16 protein-coding genes are annotated in these 15,655 nt (G+C 60.2%); 13 read left to right on the top strand and 3 right to left on the bottom strand.

Annotated features, from left to right (window positions below; genetic code table 11):
• Window position 1 precedes the first annotated feature (1 nt).
• The 13 genes from E1573_RS23630 (at window position 2) to E1573_RS23570 (ending at window position 13,642) form a co-directional block, all read left to right on the top strand.
• The gene (locus E1573_RS23630) at window positions 2-535 is read left to right on the top strand and encodes a chemotaxis protein CheW (RefSeq protein WP_133216957.1); all 534 of its coding nucleotides are present in this window, start codon (window positions 2-4) and stop codon (window positions 533-535) included.
• A complete protein-coding gene (locus E1573_RS23625; protein WP_133216956.1) occupies window positions 532-1,791 on the top strand; it encodes a protein-glutamate O-methyltransferase CheR in 1,260 nt (419 codons plus the stop codon). Before E1573_RS23630 ends, E1573_RS23625 begins: the two co-directional genes overlap by 4 nt.
• Complete coding sequence (locus E1573_RS23620; protein WP_133216955.1) at window positions 1,788-2,450, top strand: chemotaxis protein CheW; 663 nt, start codon at window positions 1,788-1,790, stop codon at window positions 2,448-2,450. The genes E1573_RS23625 and E1573_RS23620 overlap by 4 nt, the downstream gene beginning before the upstream one ends.
• Entirely contained in the window at window positions 2,447-4,738 is a 2,292-nt protein-coding gene (locus E1573_RS23615; RefSeq protein ID WP_133216954.1) for a hybrid sensor histidine kinase/response regulator, read from the top strand. Before E1573_RS23620 ends, E1573_RS23615 begins: the two co-directional genes overlap by 4 nt.
• Window positions 4,735-5,748, top strand: a complete 1,014-nt coding sequence (locus tag E1573_RS23610) for a chemotaxis response regulator protein-glutamate methylesterase (RefSeq protein WP_133216953.1) — start codon at window positions 4,735-4,737, stop codon at window positions 5,746-5,748. The genes E1573_RS23615 and E1573_RS23610 overlap by 4 nt, the downstream gene beginning before the upstream one ends.
• 51 nt (window positions 5,749-5,799) lie before the next feature.
• On the top strand, window positions 5,800-6,804 hold the full coding sequence (locus E1573_RS23605; RefSeq protein ID WP_133216952.1) for a PleD family two-component system response regulator: 1,005 nt from the start codon (window positions 5,800-5,802) through the stop codon (window positions 6,802-6,804).
• Between the two features lie 154 nt (window positions 6,805-6,958).
• Window positions 6,959-8,054, top strand: a protein-coding gene (prfB, locus tag E1573_RS23600; protein WP_133216951.1) for a peptide chain release factor 2 whose coding sequence is annotated in 2 segments (ribosomal slippage) — window positions 6,959-7,030 and window positions 7,032-8,054 — 1,095 coding nt in all. Because the reading frame shifts where the segments join, the coding sequence is not laid out codon by codon here.
• Between the two features lie 93 nt (window positions 8,055-8,147).
• Window positions 8,148-9,650: a lysine--tRNA ligase gene (lysS, locus tag E1573_RS23595; RefSeq protein WP_133216950.1), complete on the top strand. Its 1,503-nt coding sequence runs from the start codon at window positions 8,148-8,150 to the stop codon at window positions 9,648-9,650.
• A gap of 178 nt (window positions 9,651-9,828) precedes the next feature.
• Window positions 9,829-10,533, top strand: a complete 705-nt coding sequence (locus E1573_RS23590) for a TetR/AcrR family transcriptional regulator (RefSeq protein ID WP_133216949.1) — start codon at window positions 9,829-9,831, stop codon at window positions 10,531-10,533.
• A 27-nt stretch (window positions 10,534-10,560) separates the two neighbouring features.
• Window positions 10,561-11,106 carry a hypothetical protein gene (locus E1573_RS23585; RefSeq protein WP_133216948.1) on the top strand — a complete coding sequence of 182 codons (546 nt, stop codon included), beginning with the start codon at window positions 10,561-10,563 and terminating at the stop codon, window positions 11,104-11,106.
• A 37-nt stretch (window positions 11,107-11,143) separates the two neighbouring features.
• Entirely contained in the window at window positions 11,144-12,421 is a 1,278-nt protein-coding gene (locus tag E1573_RS23580) for a flavohemoglobin expression-modulating QEGLA motif protein (protein ID WP_133216947.1), read from the top strand.
• Window positions 12,393-13,316, top strand: a complete 924-nt coding sequence (locus E1573_RS23575) for an alpha/beta hydrolase (RefSeq protein ID WP_133216946.1) — start codon at window positions 12,393-12,395, stop codon at window positions 13,314-13,316. The genes E1573_RS23580 and E1573_RS23575 overlap by 29 nt, the downstream gene beginning before the upstream one ends.
• A complete protein-coding gene (locus E1573_RS23570) occupies window positions 13,313-13,642 on the top strand; it encodes a hypothetical protein (RefSeq protein WP_107026051.1) in 330 nt (109 codons plus the stop codon). The genes E1573_RS23575 and E1573_RS23570 overlap by 4 nt, the downstream gene beginning before the upstream one ends.
• 96 nt (window positions 13,643-13,738) lie before the next feature.
• On the opposite strand, the gene E1573_RS23565 is transcribed toward E1573_RS23570, so the two are convergent.
• From E1573_RS23565 to E1573_RS23555, 3 genes are all read right to left on the bottom strand, one after another.
• A complete protein-coding gene (locus tag E1573_RS23565; protein ID WP_133216945.1) occupies window positions 13,739-14,527 on the bottom strand; it encodes an OmpA family protein in 789 nt (262 codons plus the stop codon).
• A gap of 50 nt (window positions 14,528-14,577) precedes the next feature.
• Window positions 14,578-14,976, bottom strand: a complete 399-nt coding sequence (locus tag E1573_RS23560; protein WP_133216944.1) for a DUF4398 domain-containing protein — start codon at window positions 14,974-14,976, stop codon at window positions 14,578-14,580.
• A gap of 266 nt (window positions 14,977-15,242) precedes the next feature.
• Entirely contained in the window at window positions 15,243-15,587 is a 345-nt protein-coding gene (locus E1573_RS23555; protein WP_133216943.1) for a pilin assembly protein, read from the bottom strand.
• Window positions 15,588-15,655: the final 68 nt, after the last annotated feature.

The following is a 15,655-nucleotide window of genomic DNA, read 5'->3' as shown; positions in this document are numbered from 1 at the left end:
GATGAACGACCTTCAGCCCCGCTACAGCCAGCGCACAAGTTCCCATGGGATCTTGCACCTGTTGTTCAGAATCGCTGAGCAGCGCTTCGCCCTTGACGTTCATGAAGTCGCCGAGGTGCTGCCGCGCTTGCCGCTCAAACCCATCGCCCAGACGCCAGAGTGGGTGGCCGGGGTGTTGGCGCATCGCGGTGCGTTGGTGCCGGTGATTGATATCGGTGCCTTGAGTTTTGGTTTGCCGGCCCCCGTGCGCACCAGCACACGGTTGGTGTTGGTGCATTATCGGGTGGATCCGCAGCGGCCGGATTTGTTGTTGGGGCTGATTCTGGAGCAGGCCACTGACACCTTGCGTTGCCAGCCCGATGAATTTCAGCCGTATGGTTTGGACAATCAGCAGGCGCCGTACCTGGGGCCGGTGCGTGAGGATGCCCATGGCCTGGTGCAGCGCATCCGCGTGCAGGATCTGCTCAGCGAACCGGTGCGAGCGCTGCTGTATCCCTTGCCTGAAGAACCGGCTGAAGGTGTGGCGCAGCCATGAGCAGTCAACAGCGATTTTTTCGTTTCTTGCAAGAGCGTATCGGCCTGGATGTCGCTTCGATCGGTGCGCCAATGGTTGAGCGCGCGTTGCGCCAACGCTGCACCGCAGTGGATGCCTTCGACCTGGATGACTATTGGCTGCGCTTGCAGCAATCGGCTGAAGAACAACAGGCGCTCATCGAAGCCGTGATTGTTCCCGAGACGTGGTTCTTTCGCTATCCGGAGTCGTTCACAGCCCTGGCGGGCCTGGCCAGCAAGCGTCTGGCCGAGCTGGCAGGGTCACGTCCCCTGCGCATTCTCAGTTTGCCGTGCTCGACCGGTGAAGAACCTTATTCCATTGCCATGACCTTGCTGGATGCCGGTATTGCCGGGCAGTCGTTTCGCGTCGAAGGTATCGATATCAGCCCGATTTCCATCCATCGTGCTGAACAAGGGCGGTATGGGCGCAACTCCTTCCGGGGTGCGCACCTGGCGTTTCGTCAGCAGCATTTTGACCTCGTTGATGACGGCCATGTGGTGCACGAGCGAGTCCGCCAGCAGGTCAAACTGCAGGTCGGTAACGTGCTAGACCCGGCACTGAAAGAGCGTGCAGGCAGTTATGATTTTGTCTTCTGCCGCAATCTGCTGATCTACTTCGATGTACCGACCCAGCAACGGGTGTTCGAGGTACTCAAGAGCTTGATCCATGAGCAGGGTGTGCTGTTTATCGGGCCGGCCGAAGGCAGTCTGCTGGCGCGCATGGGCATGCGCCCGTTGGGTGTTCCCCAGTCGTTTGCCTATGTACGCCAGACCGACGCGGAACCTGTTTTTGTCAGTAAGCCACTGGGCATGGCACCCATACCGCCGGCGCCCAGCCCTGCGCCGCGGCCGATGCCAGTACCGCTGCGTAAACCCCGGGTGGCTTCACCACCTCGTGCTGTCGCCGACGCTCAGGACACCAGTGCCGAACTGCTGGCGCAAATCGCCCAGTTGGCCAACGCCGGCAACAGCGCCGAGGCCAAGGCGGCCTGCGCGCGTTACTTGCAGCAGTACCCGCCCCATGCCCAGGTCTTCTATTGGCAAGGGCTACTCAGTGACATTGCGGGCCAGTCCAGTGAGGCGCTCAGCCATTACCGCAAAGCCTTGTACCTTGAGCCGCAACACGCCGAAGCCTTGGCGCACCTCGCGGCCCTGCTTGAGGCGCAGGGCGATAGCGCAGGTGCTCGGCGCTTGCAGGAGCGCGCTGCACGTCAAGCTGATCGGGGGGCTGAACAATGATCGCAGATGATCGGGTGAGCGTGGTTGCCACGGATGCCACCAGCATTGATGACTGCTGGAACCGCATTGGAATCCGCGGTGACAAAAGCTGCCCGTTGCTGGTTGAACACATACATTGCCGCAATTGCGATACCTATGCACATGCCGCCACGCGTCTGCTGGATCGTTATGCACTGGCTCAGGATGCACACGAGCAGGCGCAGGTTCAGCAGGAGCGATCAGGTCGTTCGATGTTGCTGTTTCGCCTGGGTGAGGAGTGGTTGGCGCTGGCCACCCGCTGCCTGGTAGAAGTCGCTACGCTGCAGTCGGTTCACTCTTTGCCTCATCAACGTTCGCGAGTACTGCAAGGTGTCGCCAATGTACGTGGGGCGCTGGTGCCGTGCTTGTCGCTGAGCGAACTGCTCGGCCTGGAAACGTCCGTCACGGGCAGCACCTCGAACCGGGTTACGCCGCGCATGCTGATTCTGGCGGCCCCCGGTGGGTCGGTGGTGGTACGCGTCGATGAAGTCGATGGTATTCACGGCCTGGAGCCTGAGCGCCTGCTGCATGAGCAGGGGGAAGCGCAGTTCACCGCTGCGGTGTTGCAGTGGCGTGGGCGCAATGTGCGCGTACTGAATGAAGAACAGCTGCTGGCGGCTGTGAACCGGAGCCTTTCATGACCCCAGAGCAAATGCGGGATGCGTCGTTGCTCGAATTGTTCGGTTTGGAGGCTGAGGCTCAGACCCAGGTGCTCAGTGCGGGCTTGCTGGCGCTGGAGCGCAACCCGACCCAGGCCGATCAGTTGGAAGCCTGCATGCGTGCCGCCCATTCCCTGAAGGGGGCGGCGCGGATCGTGGGCGTCGATGCCGGGGTGAGTGTTGCCCATGTGATGGAAGATTGCCTGGTAGGTGCCCAGGAGGGTCGGATACTGCTGCGTGCGGAGCATATCGACGCGCTGCTGCAAGGCACTGATTTGCTGATGCGTATCGCCACACCGGGAGATGCATCACTGGAGCCTGCCGTTCAGGCATTTCTATTACAGATGGCCACGCTGCTGGACACTGCCGCGACGCCGGCAGCAGGCGGCTCTCGTGCCCCTGCGCCGCTACCGGTCAGCGAGCCTTTGCCGGTGATGGCAGAGCCGGTGATTGAGCCTGTCGTACCGGACGTCGAGCCCGAAGCACCCACGCCGCGCAAAGGGGCGCGCAAAAAAGAGGGCGGCGAGCGCGTTTTGCGGGTAACCGCCGAGCGCTTGAACAGTTTGCTTGACCTGTCGAGTAAGGCCTTGGTCGAAACGCAGCGTTTCAAGCCCTACCTGGCCACCTTGCAGCGTCTCAAACGCATGCACAATCAAAGCATTCAGGCGCTCGACGGGCTGCAGGGGCAACTGCAAGCCAGTGCTCAGAGCCCGGAAGTTCATGAAGCCCTGGCCCAGGCTCAACAGTTGTTGCGCCAGACCCAACAGATGCTGCTGCAACAGGTCAGCGAGCTTGATGAGTTCGGCTGGCAGGCGAGTCAGCGTGCGCAATTGCTGTACGACACTGCACTGGCGTGCCGTATGCGGCCGTTTGCCGATGTGTTGACCGGGCAAAGCCGCATGGTCCGCGACTTGGGCCGTTCGTTGGGCAAACAGGTGCGCCTGGAGATTGAAGGCGAGAACACTCAGGTGGATCGCGATGTCCTGGAAAAGCTCGAAGCACCGCTGACCCACTTGCTGCGCAATGCCGTCGACCATGGCATCGAACTGTCCGAGCGCCGTTTGTTGGCGGGTAAGCCACTGGAGGGGCAGATCCGCTTGCGTGCATCGCATCAGGCCGGCCTGCTGGTGTTGGAACTGAGCGATGATGGCGCTGGTGTCGACCTGCAGCGGGTACGCCAAAGCATCATCGAGCGCCAGCTGTCGCCTGCAGAAACCGTGGCCCAGATGAGCGAAGCTGAGTTACTGACGTTCCTCTTCCTGCCCGGCTTCAGCTTGCGCGATCAAGTCACCGAGGTGTCTGGTCGCGGTGTTGGCCTGGATGCTGTGCAGCATATGATTCGCCAGTTGCGCGGCTCTATCGTTATGTCCCAGGCCCGTGGCCAAGGCAGCAGTTTCCACCTGGAGGTGCCGCTGACACTGTCGGTGGTGCGCAGTCTGGTGGTTGAAGTCGCTGACGAGGCTTATGCCTTTCCGCTGGCGCATATTGAACGCACGCTGGAGCTGTCGACGGACGCCATTGTGCAGATCGAGGGGCGTCAGCACTTCTGGCATGAAGGCCGGCACATCGGCCTGGTCGCCGCGAGCCAGTTGCTCAATCGCCCCCCGCGTGAGGCTGCCGGCCAGTCAATCAAGGTAGTGGTCATCCGCGAGCGCGACATGCTCTACGGCGTGGCGGTCGAGCGCTTGATCGGTGAGCGAGTGCTGGTGGTGATGCCGCTGGACCCGAGGCTGGGCAAGGTGCAGGACATCTCCTCGGGGGCATTGCTCGATGATGGCAGCGTCGTATTGATCATCGACGTTGAAGACTTGCTGCGCTCGGTCGATAAACTGCTTAGTACCGGGCGCCTGGAGCGCATCGAACGTGGCCAGCGTAATGTCCGTGAGGCGGCGCGCAAACGCATTCTGGTGGTCGATGATTCGCTCACCGTGCGCGAGCTGCAGCGCAAGTTGCTCAGCAACCGTGGGTATGACGTTGCGGTCGCTGTCGATGGTATGGACGGTTGGAACGCCTTGCGTGGAGAGGATTTCGACTTGTTGATCACCGATATTGATATGCCGCGCATGGATGGTATTGAGTTGGTCACCTTGTTACGCCGTGACAGCCGCTTGCAAACCTTGCCGGTCATGGTGGTTTCCTACAAGGATCGGGAAGAAGATCGTCGTCGTGGACTAGACGCCGGAGCCGACTACTATTTGGCCAAGGCCAGTTTCCATGATGACGCCTTGCTGGATGCTGTGGTCGAGTTGATCGGGGGAGCGCAGGGATGAAGATCGCTATCGTCAACGACATGCCCATGGCTGTGGAGGCGTTGCGTCGCGCGTTGGCATTCGAGCCAGCGCATCAGGTGGTCTGGGTGGCCAGCAATGGCGCCGAGGCAGTAAAACGTTGCGCTGAACAGACACCTGACCTGATCCTCATGGATCTGATCATGCCGGTCATGGACGGTGTCGAGGCCACGCGCCGGATCATGGCCGAGACGCCTTGCGCCATCGTGATCGTGACGGTGGACCGCCAGCAGAATGTTCACCGTGTGTTCGAAGCCATGGGCTACGGCGCGCTGGACGTGGTCGATACACCGACCCTGGGCGCGGGCGACCCGAAAGAGGCGTCTGCACCGTTGTTACGCAAGATCCTCAACATCGGCTGGTTGATTGGCCAGCAGCGCAGCAATGCCCCGCGCCCGATTGCGGCGCCGTTGCGTGAGGTGGCGCAACGTCAGGGCCTGGTGGCCATCGGCTCATCTGCCGGTGGTCCGGCAGCGCTTGAGGTCTTGCTGAAAGGGCTGCCGCAAGCGTTTCCTGCTGCCATCGTGCTGGTTCAGCACGTTGATCAGGTGTTTGCCGCCGGGATGGCCGAATGGCTCAGCAGCGCGTCCGGCCTGACGGTGCGGCTGGCCTGTGAGGGGGAGCCGCCGCAAGCCGGGCAGGTGCTGCTGGCTGGGACCAACCATCACATACGCCTGCTCAAAAGCGGTAACCTGGCGTACACCGCCGAGCCGGTCAACGAGATCTACCGGCCTTCGATCGATGTATTTTTTGAAAGCGTGGCCCGCTATTGGAGCGGCGACGCCGTGGGCGTGCTGCTGACCGGCATGGGGCGCGACGGTGCCCAAGGCCTGAAGCAGATGCGCCAACAAAATTTCCTGACCATTGCTCAGGACCAACACAGCAGCGCCGTTTACGGCATGCCCAAGGCCGCAGCGGCGATCGACGCGGCCATGGAGATTCGTCCTTTAGAACGAATCGCTGCACGATTGATGGAAATTTTTCCAAAATGACGATATGTATTGTGCCACGCCGGCCATCCGGCAGTGACCAGGTGACAGCGTATGAATGAATTACCGCTCGACGGTTTCCCGGCCACGAATGAAAATTCGGCGATGGTCCTGTTGGTCGACGATCAGGCCATGATCGGTGAGGCGGTGCGACGCGGCCTGGCTCACGAAGAGAACATCGACTTCCACTTTTGTGCCGACCCGCACCAGGCGGTGGCCCAGGCGATACGGATCAAGCCAACGGTGATCCTGCAAGACCTGATCATGCCCGGGCTCGACGGCCTGACGCTGGTGCGCGAATACCGCAACAACCCTGCCACTCAGGACATCCCGATCATTGTCCTGTCGACCAAGGAAGACCCTCTGGTCAAAAGTGCGGCCTTTGCCGCCGGGGCCAACGATTACCTGGTCAAGTTGCCGGACAACATCGAACTGGTGGCGCGCATTCGCTACCACTCGCGTTCCTACCTGACCCTGCTGCAACGCGACGAAGCCTACCGTGCCCTGCGCGTCAGCCAGCAGCAGTTGCTCGACACCAATTTGGTGCTGCAACGTCTGATGAACTCCGATGGCTTGACCGGGTTGTCGAACCGTCGGCATTTCGATGAGTACATGGAGCTGGAGTGGCGTCGGGCGATGCGTGAGCAAACGCAACTGTCGCTGCTGATGATCGATGTCGATTACTTCAAGTCGTTCAACGACACCTTCGGCCACCTGGCGGGTGACGAAGCCCTGCGCAAAGTGGCTGAGGCCATCCGCAACTCCTGCGCACGCCCAAGCGACCTGCCGGCCCGTTACGGCGGCGAGGAGTTCGTGCTGATCCTGCCGAATACGTCGCCGGGTGGTGCGCGCCTGGTAGCGGAAAAACTGCGTCAGAGCGTGGAGGCGATGAACATCGCCCATGACATGCCCCAGCCCAACTCCCACCTGACGGTCAGTATCGGCCTGGCTACCCAGACTCCGACCATCGGCAGCCATTGCCGGCAACTGATCTCGGCGGCAGACAAAGGCTTGTACCTGGCCAAGAACAATGGGCGTAATCAGGTCGGGGTGGCCTGACCGCAGCCCCAAGCGACAAGCTTCAAGCCGCAAGACAAAGCTGCAGCGCTCGACATCTCTCCGGCCTCTTGTCGCTTGTTGCTTGCCGCTTGAAGCTGTAACTCAGCTATACTCTCCGGCTTTTCTACCGATTCCGCACGAGAGTTGCCCGCCCATGGAAATCCAACCGATCCTGAATACCATCAAGGACCTCACCGAGCGTTCCCAGTCCATTCGGGGGTATCTTTGACTACGATCAAAAAGCTGACCGCCTGATCGAAGTCAACCGCGAACTGGAAGACCCTGCCGTCTGGAACAAGCCCGAGTACGCTCAGGGGCTGGGCCGTGAGCGCGCCCTGTTGGCGCAGGTCGTGGAGACCCTGGACAAAATGTCCGGTGGCCTGGCCGACTGCAAAGACTTGCTCGACATGGCTGTCGAGGAGAATGACGAAGGCGCCGTAAGCGACGTCGTGACCGAGCTGCAGAGCCTTGAAGAACACCTGGCCCAGCTTGAGTTCCGTCGCATGTTCAGCGGCGAAATGGACATGAACAACGCCTACCTGGATATCCAGGCCGGCTCCGGTGGTACCGAAGCTCAGGACTGGGCCAACATCCTGCTGCGCATGTACCTGCGCTGGGCCGACAAGCGCGGCTTCGACGCTACCATCATCGAGCTTTCCGAAGGTGACGTCGCCGGCATCAAGGGTGCCACCGTGCACATCAAGGGCGAGTACGCGTTCGGCTGGCTGCGCACCGAGATTGGCGTTCACCGCCTGGTACGCAAGAGCCCGTTCGACTCCGGCGCCCGCCGCCATACCTCGTTTTCGGCGGTGTTCGTCTCGCCTGAGATCGACGACAAGGTCGACATCGAAATCAACCCGTCCGATCTGCGCATCGACACCTACCGCTCCTCGGGTGCCGGTGGTCAGCACGTAAACACCACCGACTCGGCAGTACGTATCACCCACGTGCCGACCAACACTGTGGTGGCCTGCCAGAACGAACGTTCCCAGCACGCCAACAAAGACACCGCCATGAAAATGCTGCGGGCCAAGTTGTATGAGCTGGAAATGCAAAAGCGCAACGCCGCCTCGCAAGCCCTGGAAGACAGCAAGTCGGACATCGGCTGGGGCCACCAGATCCGTTCTTACGTGCTCGATGACTCGCGCATCAAGGACCTGCGTACCGGCGTCGAGCGCAGCGATTGCCAGAAGGTGCTGGACGGTGACCTCGACCAATACCTGGAAGCCAGCCTAAAACAGGGGCTGTAAGCATTTACGCCGTGGTGGGCCCGTGGGAGCGGGCTTGCCCCGCGATCCCTCATCCGCGAGGGGCAACGAACACCTGATGGAAAGAATGACGACATGAGCGACCTAAAACTCGACCCGCAAGACCTGCAACAGGAAGAAAACACCCTGATCGCGCTGCGCAAGGAAAAGCTTGCTGCCGAGCGCGCCAAGGGCAACGCCTTCCCCAACGACTTCCGCCGTGACAGCTACTGCAACGACCTGCAGAAACAGTATGTCGACAAGACCAAGGAAGAGCTGGAAGCTGCAGCGATTCCGGTCAAGGTTGCTGGCCGCATCATGCTCAACCGTGGCTCGTTCATGGTGATCCAGGACATGACCGGTCGCATCCAGGTCTACGTCAACCGCAAAACCCTGCCGGAAGAAACCCTGGCGGCGGTGAAAACCTGGGACCTGGGCGACATCATCGCCGCTGAAGGTACCCTGGCGCGTTCCGGCAAGGGCGACCTGTACGTCGAAATGACCAACGTGCGCCTGCTGACCAAGTCGCTGCGCCCGCTGCCCGACAAGCACCACGGCCTGACCGACACCGAGCAGCGCTACCGTCAGCGCTACGTCGACCTGATGGTCAACGAAGAAGTCCGCGACACCTTCCGCGTGCGCTCGCAGGTCATCAACCACATCCGTAACTTCCTGATTCAGCGTGACTTCCTGGAAGTCGAAACGCCGATGTTGCAGACCATCCCTGGTGGTGCTGCAGCCAAACCGTTCGAAACCCACCACAACGCCCTGGACATGGCCATGTTCCTGCGTATCGCGCCGGAGCTGTACCTCAAGCGTCTGGTGGTCGGTGGTTTCGAGAAAGTCTTCGAGATCAACCGCAACTTCCGTAACGAAGGCGTTTCGACCCGGCACAACCCTGAGTTCACCATGCTCGAGTTCTACCAGGCCTACGCTGACTACGAAGACAACATGGACCTGACCGAAGAGCTGTTCCGTGAGCTGGCACAGCTGGTGCTGGGCAGCACCGACGTGCCGTACGGTGACAAGGTGTTCCACTTCGGCGAGCCGTTCGCCCGCCTGTCGGTGTTTGACTCGATCCTCAAGTACAACCCTGAGATCACCGCAGCCGACCTGCAAGACATCGACAAGGCCCGCGAGATCGCCAAGAAAGCCGGCGCCAAGGTTCTCGGCTTCGAAGGCCTGGGCAAGCTGCAAGTGATGATTTTCGAAGAGCTGGTCGAGCACAAACTGGAACAGCCGCACTTCATTACCCAGTACCCGTTCGAAGTCTCGCCGCTGGCCCGTCGCAACGACGAAAACCCGAACGTCACCGACCGCTTCGAGCTGTTCATCGGTGGCCGCGAAATCGCCAACGCCTACTCCGAGCTCAATGACGCGGAAGACCAGGCCGAGCGTTTCATGGCCCAGGTGGCAGACAAGGATGCGGGCGACGACGAAGCCATGCACTACGATGCCGACTTCGTACGTGCCCTGGAATACGGCATGCCGCCAACCGCCGGTGAGGGTATCGGTATCGACCGCCTGGTGATGCTGCTGACCAACTCGCCATCGATTCGCGATGTGATCCTGTTCCCGCACATGCGTCCACAAGCCTGACCGTATTGCACAAGCCGCCTTTCGGGGCGGCTTTTTGTTGCAGGTAGGAGCGGGCTTGCCCCGCGATCCGATGTGCCTGACACACCGCAATCGCGGGGCAAGCCCGCTCCTACAGCACCTTCCAGCCATCTCCACTCACCAATAACACCTTAGGGGTGAATCAGCTGTGACTCCTGCAATGGCCCAACAAGGCGCCGCCGGTGTAGCTAACACCGTGGCCGAGAGTGTTCAGTATCAGGGCCGCAAGGCCAGTCGCCAGGGCAGTGAACAGCGCCGTCAGGACATTCTCGATGCCGCCATGCGTATTGTCGTACGCGAAGGTGTTCGCGGTGTGCGTCATCGTGCGGTAGCCGCTGAAGCCGGTGTGCCACTGTCGGCAACGACCTACTACTTCAAAGACATCGAAGACCTGCTCACCGACACCTTCGCTCAGTATGTAGAGCGCAGCGCTGCCTACATGGCCAAGTTATGGGAGCACAGCGAGATCGTCTTGCGCCAGTTGCTCTCCCAGGGCGATCAAAGCCCGCAGTGTCGGGCGCGTCTGGCCGATGAAATTGCCAGAATGACCGCTGATTATGTACAGCGGCAACTGCATAACCGTCGTGACTTCCTGATGGCCGAGCAGGCCTTTCGCCAGGAGGCGTTGTTGTGCCCGCGCCTGGCCGAACTGGTCAAGCTGCACGAGCAGATTCTTCTGCGTGGCGCGTGTCAGATGCTTCAGGTCTTGGGCTCGCGCCAGCCGCAGCAAGATGCGCTGGTGTTGACGGCGATTATCGAGCAGATGGAATATCAGGGCCTGCTCGACGGCTCACAGGCCGATGCGCAAGCACAGATGCTCGCTATCCTTACCCGGTACATGCATCTGGTACTGGCGGCCGTGTGAGGCGCGACTCTTTTCAAGGAGAACCCGATGAAAGCCAGAAGTCTGCTGTTGGCGTTGTCGTTTTTGCTGCTGGGTGGTTGTTTGGTGACCTTCAATGAGCCGATACCGGTCAACGAAGCGGCACCCAAAGCCCTGTTGGGTAAATGGTCCAGCAAAGACGCCTGGGGTGAGCCACTGAGCCTGACCATCAGCCGCAGCGGCGGCAATGCCTACAAGGCAGTGGCGGTCGGCAAGGACAAGAAGCGCGATGAGTACGCCTTTACCGTATCGAAACACGGCAATCGCTGGTACCTGTCGGCGGGCGTGCCCAAACGCCTGGGCGGTAACTTCCTGATCGGTGGGTTCGATGTTATCGACGGTAAGGAATTGGTGATCTACAACCTCGATGTTGAGCAGATCAACCAGGCCGTGGAGAAAAAAGAGCTGAGCGGGCGAACTTATGAAGTCCCCGAAGACAACGGTGAGGGCGTGCTGATCGATAGCCCGGCCGAGCGGGTGCTGGCTTACCTGGATGACCCGGCCAACTCCGACCTGTTCATCGAAGTGGCCTGCTTCCAGCGCGCCGGTAAGTAGCCAAGGCAAGTTATACAGACCATTCAAGGAGTCTAGGGTGGACGAGTACCAGCAGACAATTCGTGCCCTGTCTGATCGCATTGTCCTGGCGCAAACGCCCATTCGCGTGCTTGATGCGGTGAAGTGGGACGACAGCATCCGCCAGGGCTTTCTCAAGAGCAAAGGCAAGGAGCCACCAGCGGTGGACCGCGCCTATTATCAGGCCAGGCCGCTGTCGTTCGATTCCAGTGCGGTGAAGCTTGAGTTCCAGAACATTGAGCGTGACATCACCCGCCAACTGGGCCAGTTCAACCCAGTCGGGCAGATCATGCGGCGCATGTGCAAGGAGTACCGCATGGTGGTGCGCATGCTCGAAGCACGTGGCACCGAAGATTTCGGCCTGATCTCCCAAGAGCTGTACGGTGCAGCATCGGATGCCTTTCATGCCGGTGACCCGACCCTGGCCGATCTGGGCCTGATGCTCTCCGACTATCTGAACAACATCGATGGCCGGGGTGACCTGAAAGACGAGCCGAAGAACCTCACCGCCAAGCAAGCGGTGGAGATGCTGCAGCGCCGCCTGAACAAAGTGTTCAACGAAGCCGAGGACACCATCCGGGTGTTCGAGTCCGATGGCATCGTCGCCGACGCAGCGGCGGGTGCCGACTACATCAAAATCCGCGCCGACGCCATGTTCAACAGCCGCGATGTCCGTGCCCTGGAAGTGCATGAAGGGCTGGTGCATGTTGGCACCACCCTCAATGGTCTGAACCAGCCAATCTGCACCTTCCTGGCCAAGGGCCCGCCCTCGTCGACCGTGACCCAGGAAGGCCTAGCGATTCTTATGGAGGTGATTGCCTTTGCCTCCTACCCGAGCCGCTTGCGCAAGTTGACCAACCGTACCCGGGCCATTCACATGGTCGAAGAAGGCGCCGACTTCATGCAGGTCTATGAGTTCTTCCGCGCTCAAGGCTTCGGCATGCCGGAAAGCTATGGCAATGCCAGTCGGGTGTTCCGTGGCTCGGTGCCCAATGGCTTGCCATTTACCAAGGACTTGTCCTACCTCAAGGGCTTCATCATGGTTTACAACTATATTCAGTTGGCCGTGCGCAAAGGCAAGCTTGAGCAGATTCCGTTGCTGTTCTGTGGCAAGACCACCCTTGAAGACATGCGGACCTTGCGCCAGTTGGTGGATGAGGGCCTGGTCGAGCCGCCCAAGTACCTGCCGGAGCAGTTCCGCGACCTCAACGCGCTATCGGCCTGGATGTGTTTCTCCAACTTCCTCAACCACCTGAGCCTGGACCGGATTGAAGCCGATTACTCGAACATTCTCTAACACATGGCGCGGGCTGATTGGCCTGCTGCTGGTGTTGGTGAGTCTGGGCGGCTGCAGTTCACTGTTGTTCTATCCCGAGCCTGGCCAACCGTTTACCCCACAAAAGGCCAAGCTGGAGTACCGTGACGTCACCCTTACGGCCGCCGACGGTACACGCTTGCATGGCTGGTGGCTGCCGGCCAAGCCGGGAGTGGCGGTCAAGGGCACGGTGCTGCACCTGCATGGCAACGGTGGCAACCTGGCATGGCACTTGGGCGGCAGTTGGTGGTTGCCCAAGCAGGGCTATCAGGTGCTGTTGCTGGACTACCGTGGTTATGGTTTGTCCCAGGGCACCCCGGCGTTGCCGGAGGTTTATCAAGACATCGGCGCCGCGCTGGACTGGCTGGATCACGCGCCTGAGGTACAGGGCAAGCCGCAAGTGCTGCTGGGGCAAAGTCTGGGCGGTGCCATGGCCATTCATTATCTGGCCCAGCACCCTGAACAGGCCAAGCGCTTCAAAGCCTTGGTGTTTGACGGCGTACCTGCCAGCTACCGTCAGGTGGGGCGTTTTGCTCTGAGCAATTCCTGGATGACGTGGCCGTTTCAAGTGCCGCTATCGTGGCTGGTGCCTGACGGCGACAGCGCGATCCACTCGATAGGCCAGCTCAAAGCGCCACCTAAACTGTTTTTCCACAGCATCGATGATGCCATCGTGCCGCTTGCCAATGGCATTCAGCTGTACCAGGCAGCGCCACCTCCACGGGTACTGCAACTGACTCGTGGCGGTCATGTGCAGACCTTTGCCGACCGGACCTGGCGCAAGGTCATGCTGCGCTTTCTGGACGACCCGGAACATTTCAATGGATTGCGGCGTTTGGCCGAGGTCCCTAATTACCCTGACGAGACGTCACAATGAGTGAAGAACGTAATGCTATTCCCCTGATCATCACTGGTGTTTGCAGCATCATCGGTACGGTGGGCGCCCTCTGGTACTACGGCTACCTGCACTTCGCCAAGCCTGAAGATGCGCTGTTGCTGTCGGATTTCACCATGCTCAAGACTGTACCGGGGGAGGACTACAAGATCTCGCTGAAACCGGCCAACCAAGTGGCCCAGTGTGTTGATGGCGTACTGGTGTTGTTCGATACCTCGCAAAAAGGCCTGACCGGAGTGCTGGTGGACAGTAAGAAACAGGCGGTTCGTTGCCTGGGGCAGGAAACGCCGCAGCAGGTTCAAGAGTAAAAGCATCGCGGGGCCGGTGGGAGCGGGCTTGCCCCGCGAGGCGGTGTGGCCGATGAACCGCTATCGCGGGGCAAGCCCGCTCCCACAGGTGATCAATCAATGCGCCTGACTAACCGTGCGCGGTGCCACCGGCTGGTTGTCATTGGAAATGGTCACTTCCACCCGGCGGTTCTGTGCTCTGCCTGAGTTACTACCGTTGTCGGCCACCGGGAACTCCTTGCCATAACCTTGGGCAACAATGCGCATTGGATCGACTCCGGCACGCACTAGCGCCGCACGTACAGAGTTGGCACGGCGCTCAGACAGCGACTGGTTATAGTTGGCGCTGCCTTTACTGTCGGTGTAACCCTCGACAATCACCTTGCGATCAGGGTTTTCCTGGAGGTAGCGGGCGAGGGTAGTGATGTTGGGCAAGGCACTGCTTTTCAGGGTCGCCTTGTCGAAGTCGAACAGCACATCGCCAAAGGTCACCAGGGTGCCACGGTCGGTCTGCTTGGCATTGAGGCTGTCTTGCAGTTTCTTGATCTGCGCGTCGCGTGCATCCAGCTGCGCTTTGGCGCGCTGGGCAGAGGCGTTATGCAGGTTGGCTTCAGCGGTGCGCAAGGCGATGGTCTGTTTGGCCACCTCGATGCGCTGGTTGGTCAGGTAAGCCAACTGATCGACTTTTTCCTGGTCCTCTTTGTTCATGTACGCCGTATCGGTCTTGTTCAACCAGTCCTGGGCGTCTTTGGTTTCAAGGGCGGCGACTTTGCTCGCCTGCGGGTTGCTCTGCAGGCTGGAGAAGTTAGTACGGGCCGACTCCAGATTGGCATTCGGTTGGGTAGAGCAGGCAGCCAGACCGACGCTCAGGGCCAGCAGGGCGGGAATCATCATGTGGGTGCGCATAAGGGTCATCCTTTGATCAATTACAAGAACGCGGAAGCGGCAACACAGCGTCATTGAGCGCTGCGCATGCCTTCCTCACGCAAGTCCTGAACACCCTGATGGGCATCCTGCAGCGCCTTTTCGGCCTTGGCTGCCTGCGCCTTGCGCTCAGCTACCCGGGCATCCCACTCAGCCTGCTCGGCGAGGCGCTTGGCATCGGCGTAGTGCTTGTCATGCATGGCGATTTCCGCCTGCTTGAGTTTGTCCTGGGCCGCTTTCATTTCCACGGCGGCGAACTCGGTACCACCGGCGCTGACAGCCGAGTTGACTGCCGATTGGCTGACGGCGTACTGCTCGGAGGGTGGATTGCCGGCACAACCTGCCAGCACCAGGCCGCTACCCAGTGCCAGCACTGTCAGCTTGAGCCCGCGCAAGTGAGAGGATGAGGTGTTAACGGTACGGGTCTTCATAGTGGTCAGCTCCTTTGGATCACTCCTGATGAACAGCGAATTCCGTAACAGTCCATAGGCTTCCCGTTGCCGTGAGGCGAAAGGAAATTGCCGTGATGGCTACTGGCTGTGACCCAGGCGTTTTTTCGATAGTTCAGAAAAAATTTGCCGCAGAATCGCGGTTTTTACTGACCGATTGGTCAGTCGTTTTTTTCGGAACTTCTGAGCGTGGCCGCGGTACGCGGGCGCCTGCGCAGGCGCCCGTTATCGGCTCTGGAGAAGGGGGGTCAGTGAGTTGATTCGTCTGTTCGGCTGTTCATGTCTTGCAGGTAACGGCGTGACAGCGCCAGGAAGCGTGGCGTTGGGCCGATGTCTTCGTAGAGTGGATCGCCTTCTTCATCGGTGGCAATCACATGCTGGCCCTGGATGTACGGGAAGCTCGCTTCCAGCTCCTCGAGCGCCGCCCCGAGCAATTCGCCCAGCAGCTCTTCAGGCCGGCGCTTGGGGTACATTTCGGCCAGAGCAGCCAGGCGTGCAGCCGACTCCATATCCAAATGCAGAACGTGACCAGTCGGGCTGAGGCGGCCTTTGGCGTTGTGTTCCCAGTACTTGGCAAGTTCGCGAATTTTCATGGTGACCTCATCAATCCACGGGGATCTGATATCAGCGTAGCTACTGTGAAGGCTTTGGTCTGCCTTGA

This window comes from Pseudomonas sp. H9 (genome assembly GCF_004353925.1).
GTDB lineage: Bacteria > Pseudomonadota > Gammaproteobacteria > Pseudomonadales > Pseudomonadaceae > Aquipseudomonas.
Note: the sequence above shows the minus strand (reverse complement) of the source record. Positions and strands in the feature narration are given on the sequence as shown.

Bases quoted from the DNA above. Each gene is read 5' to 3' on its own strand.
- E1573_RS23555 (WP_133216943.1), bottom strand. From the start codon at position 15,587: ATGAAAATTCGCGAACTTGCCAAGTACTGGGAACACAACGCCAAAGGC.
- E1573_RS23625 (WP_133216956.1), top strand. From the start codon at position 532: ATGAGCAGTCAACAGCGATTTTTTCGTTTCTTGCAAGAGCGTATCGGC.
- E1573_RS23560 (WP_133216944.1), bottom strand. From the start codon at position 14,976: ATGAAGACCCGTACCGTTAACACCTCATCCTCTCACTTGCGCGGGCTC.
- E1573_RS23590 (WP_133216949.1), top strand. From the start codon at position 9,829: ATGGCCCAACAAGGCGCCGCCGGTGTAGCTAACACCGTGGCCGAGAGT.
- E1573_RS23620 (WP_133216955.1), top strand. From the start codon at position 1,788: ATGATCGCAGATGATCGGGTGAGCGTGGTTGCCACGGATGCCACCAGC.
- E1573_RS23615 (WP_133216954.1), top strand. From the start codon at position 2,447: ATGACCCCAGAGCAAATGCGGGATGCGTCGTTGCTCGAATTGTTCGGT.
- E1573_RS23630 (WP_133216957.1), top strand. From the start codon at position 2: ATGAACGACCTTCAGCCCCGCTACAGCCAGCGCACAAGTTCCCATGGG.
- lysS (WP_133216950.1), top strand. From the start codon at position 8,148: ATGAGCGACCTAAAACTCGACCCGCAAGACCTGCAACAGGAAGAAAAC.
- E1573_RS23605 (WP_133216952.1), top strand. From the start codon at position 5,800: ATGAATGAATTACCGCTCGACGGTTTCCCGGCCACGAATGAAAATTCG.
- E1573_RS23570 (WP_107026051.1), top strand. From the start codon at position 13,313: ATGAGTGAAGAACGTAATGCTATTCCCCTGATCATCACTGGTGTTTGC.
- E1573_RS23610 (WP_133216953.1), top strand. From the start codon at position 4,735: ATGAAGATCGCTATCGTCAACGACATGCCCATGGCTGTGGAGGCGTTG.
- E1573_RS23565 (WP_133216945.1), bottom strand. From the start codon at position 14,527: ATGCGCACCCACATGATGATTCCCGCCCTGCTGGCCCTGAGCGTCGGT.
- E1573_RS23585 (WP_133216948.1), top strand. From the start codon at position 10,561: ATGAAAGCCAGAAGTCTGCTGTTGGCGTTGTCGTTTTTGCTGCTGGGT.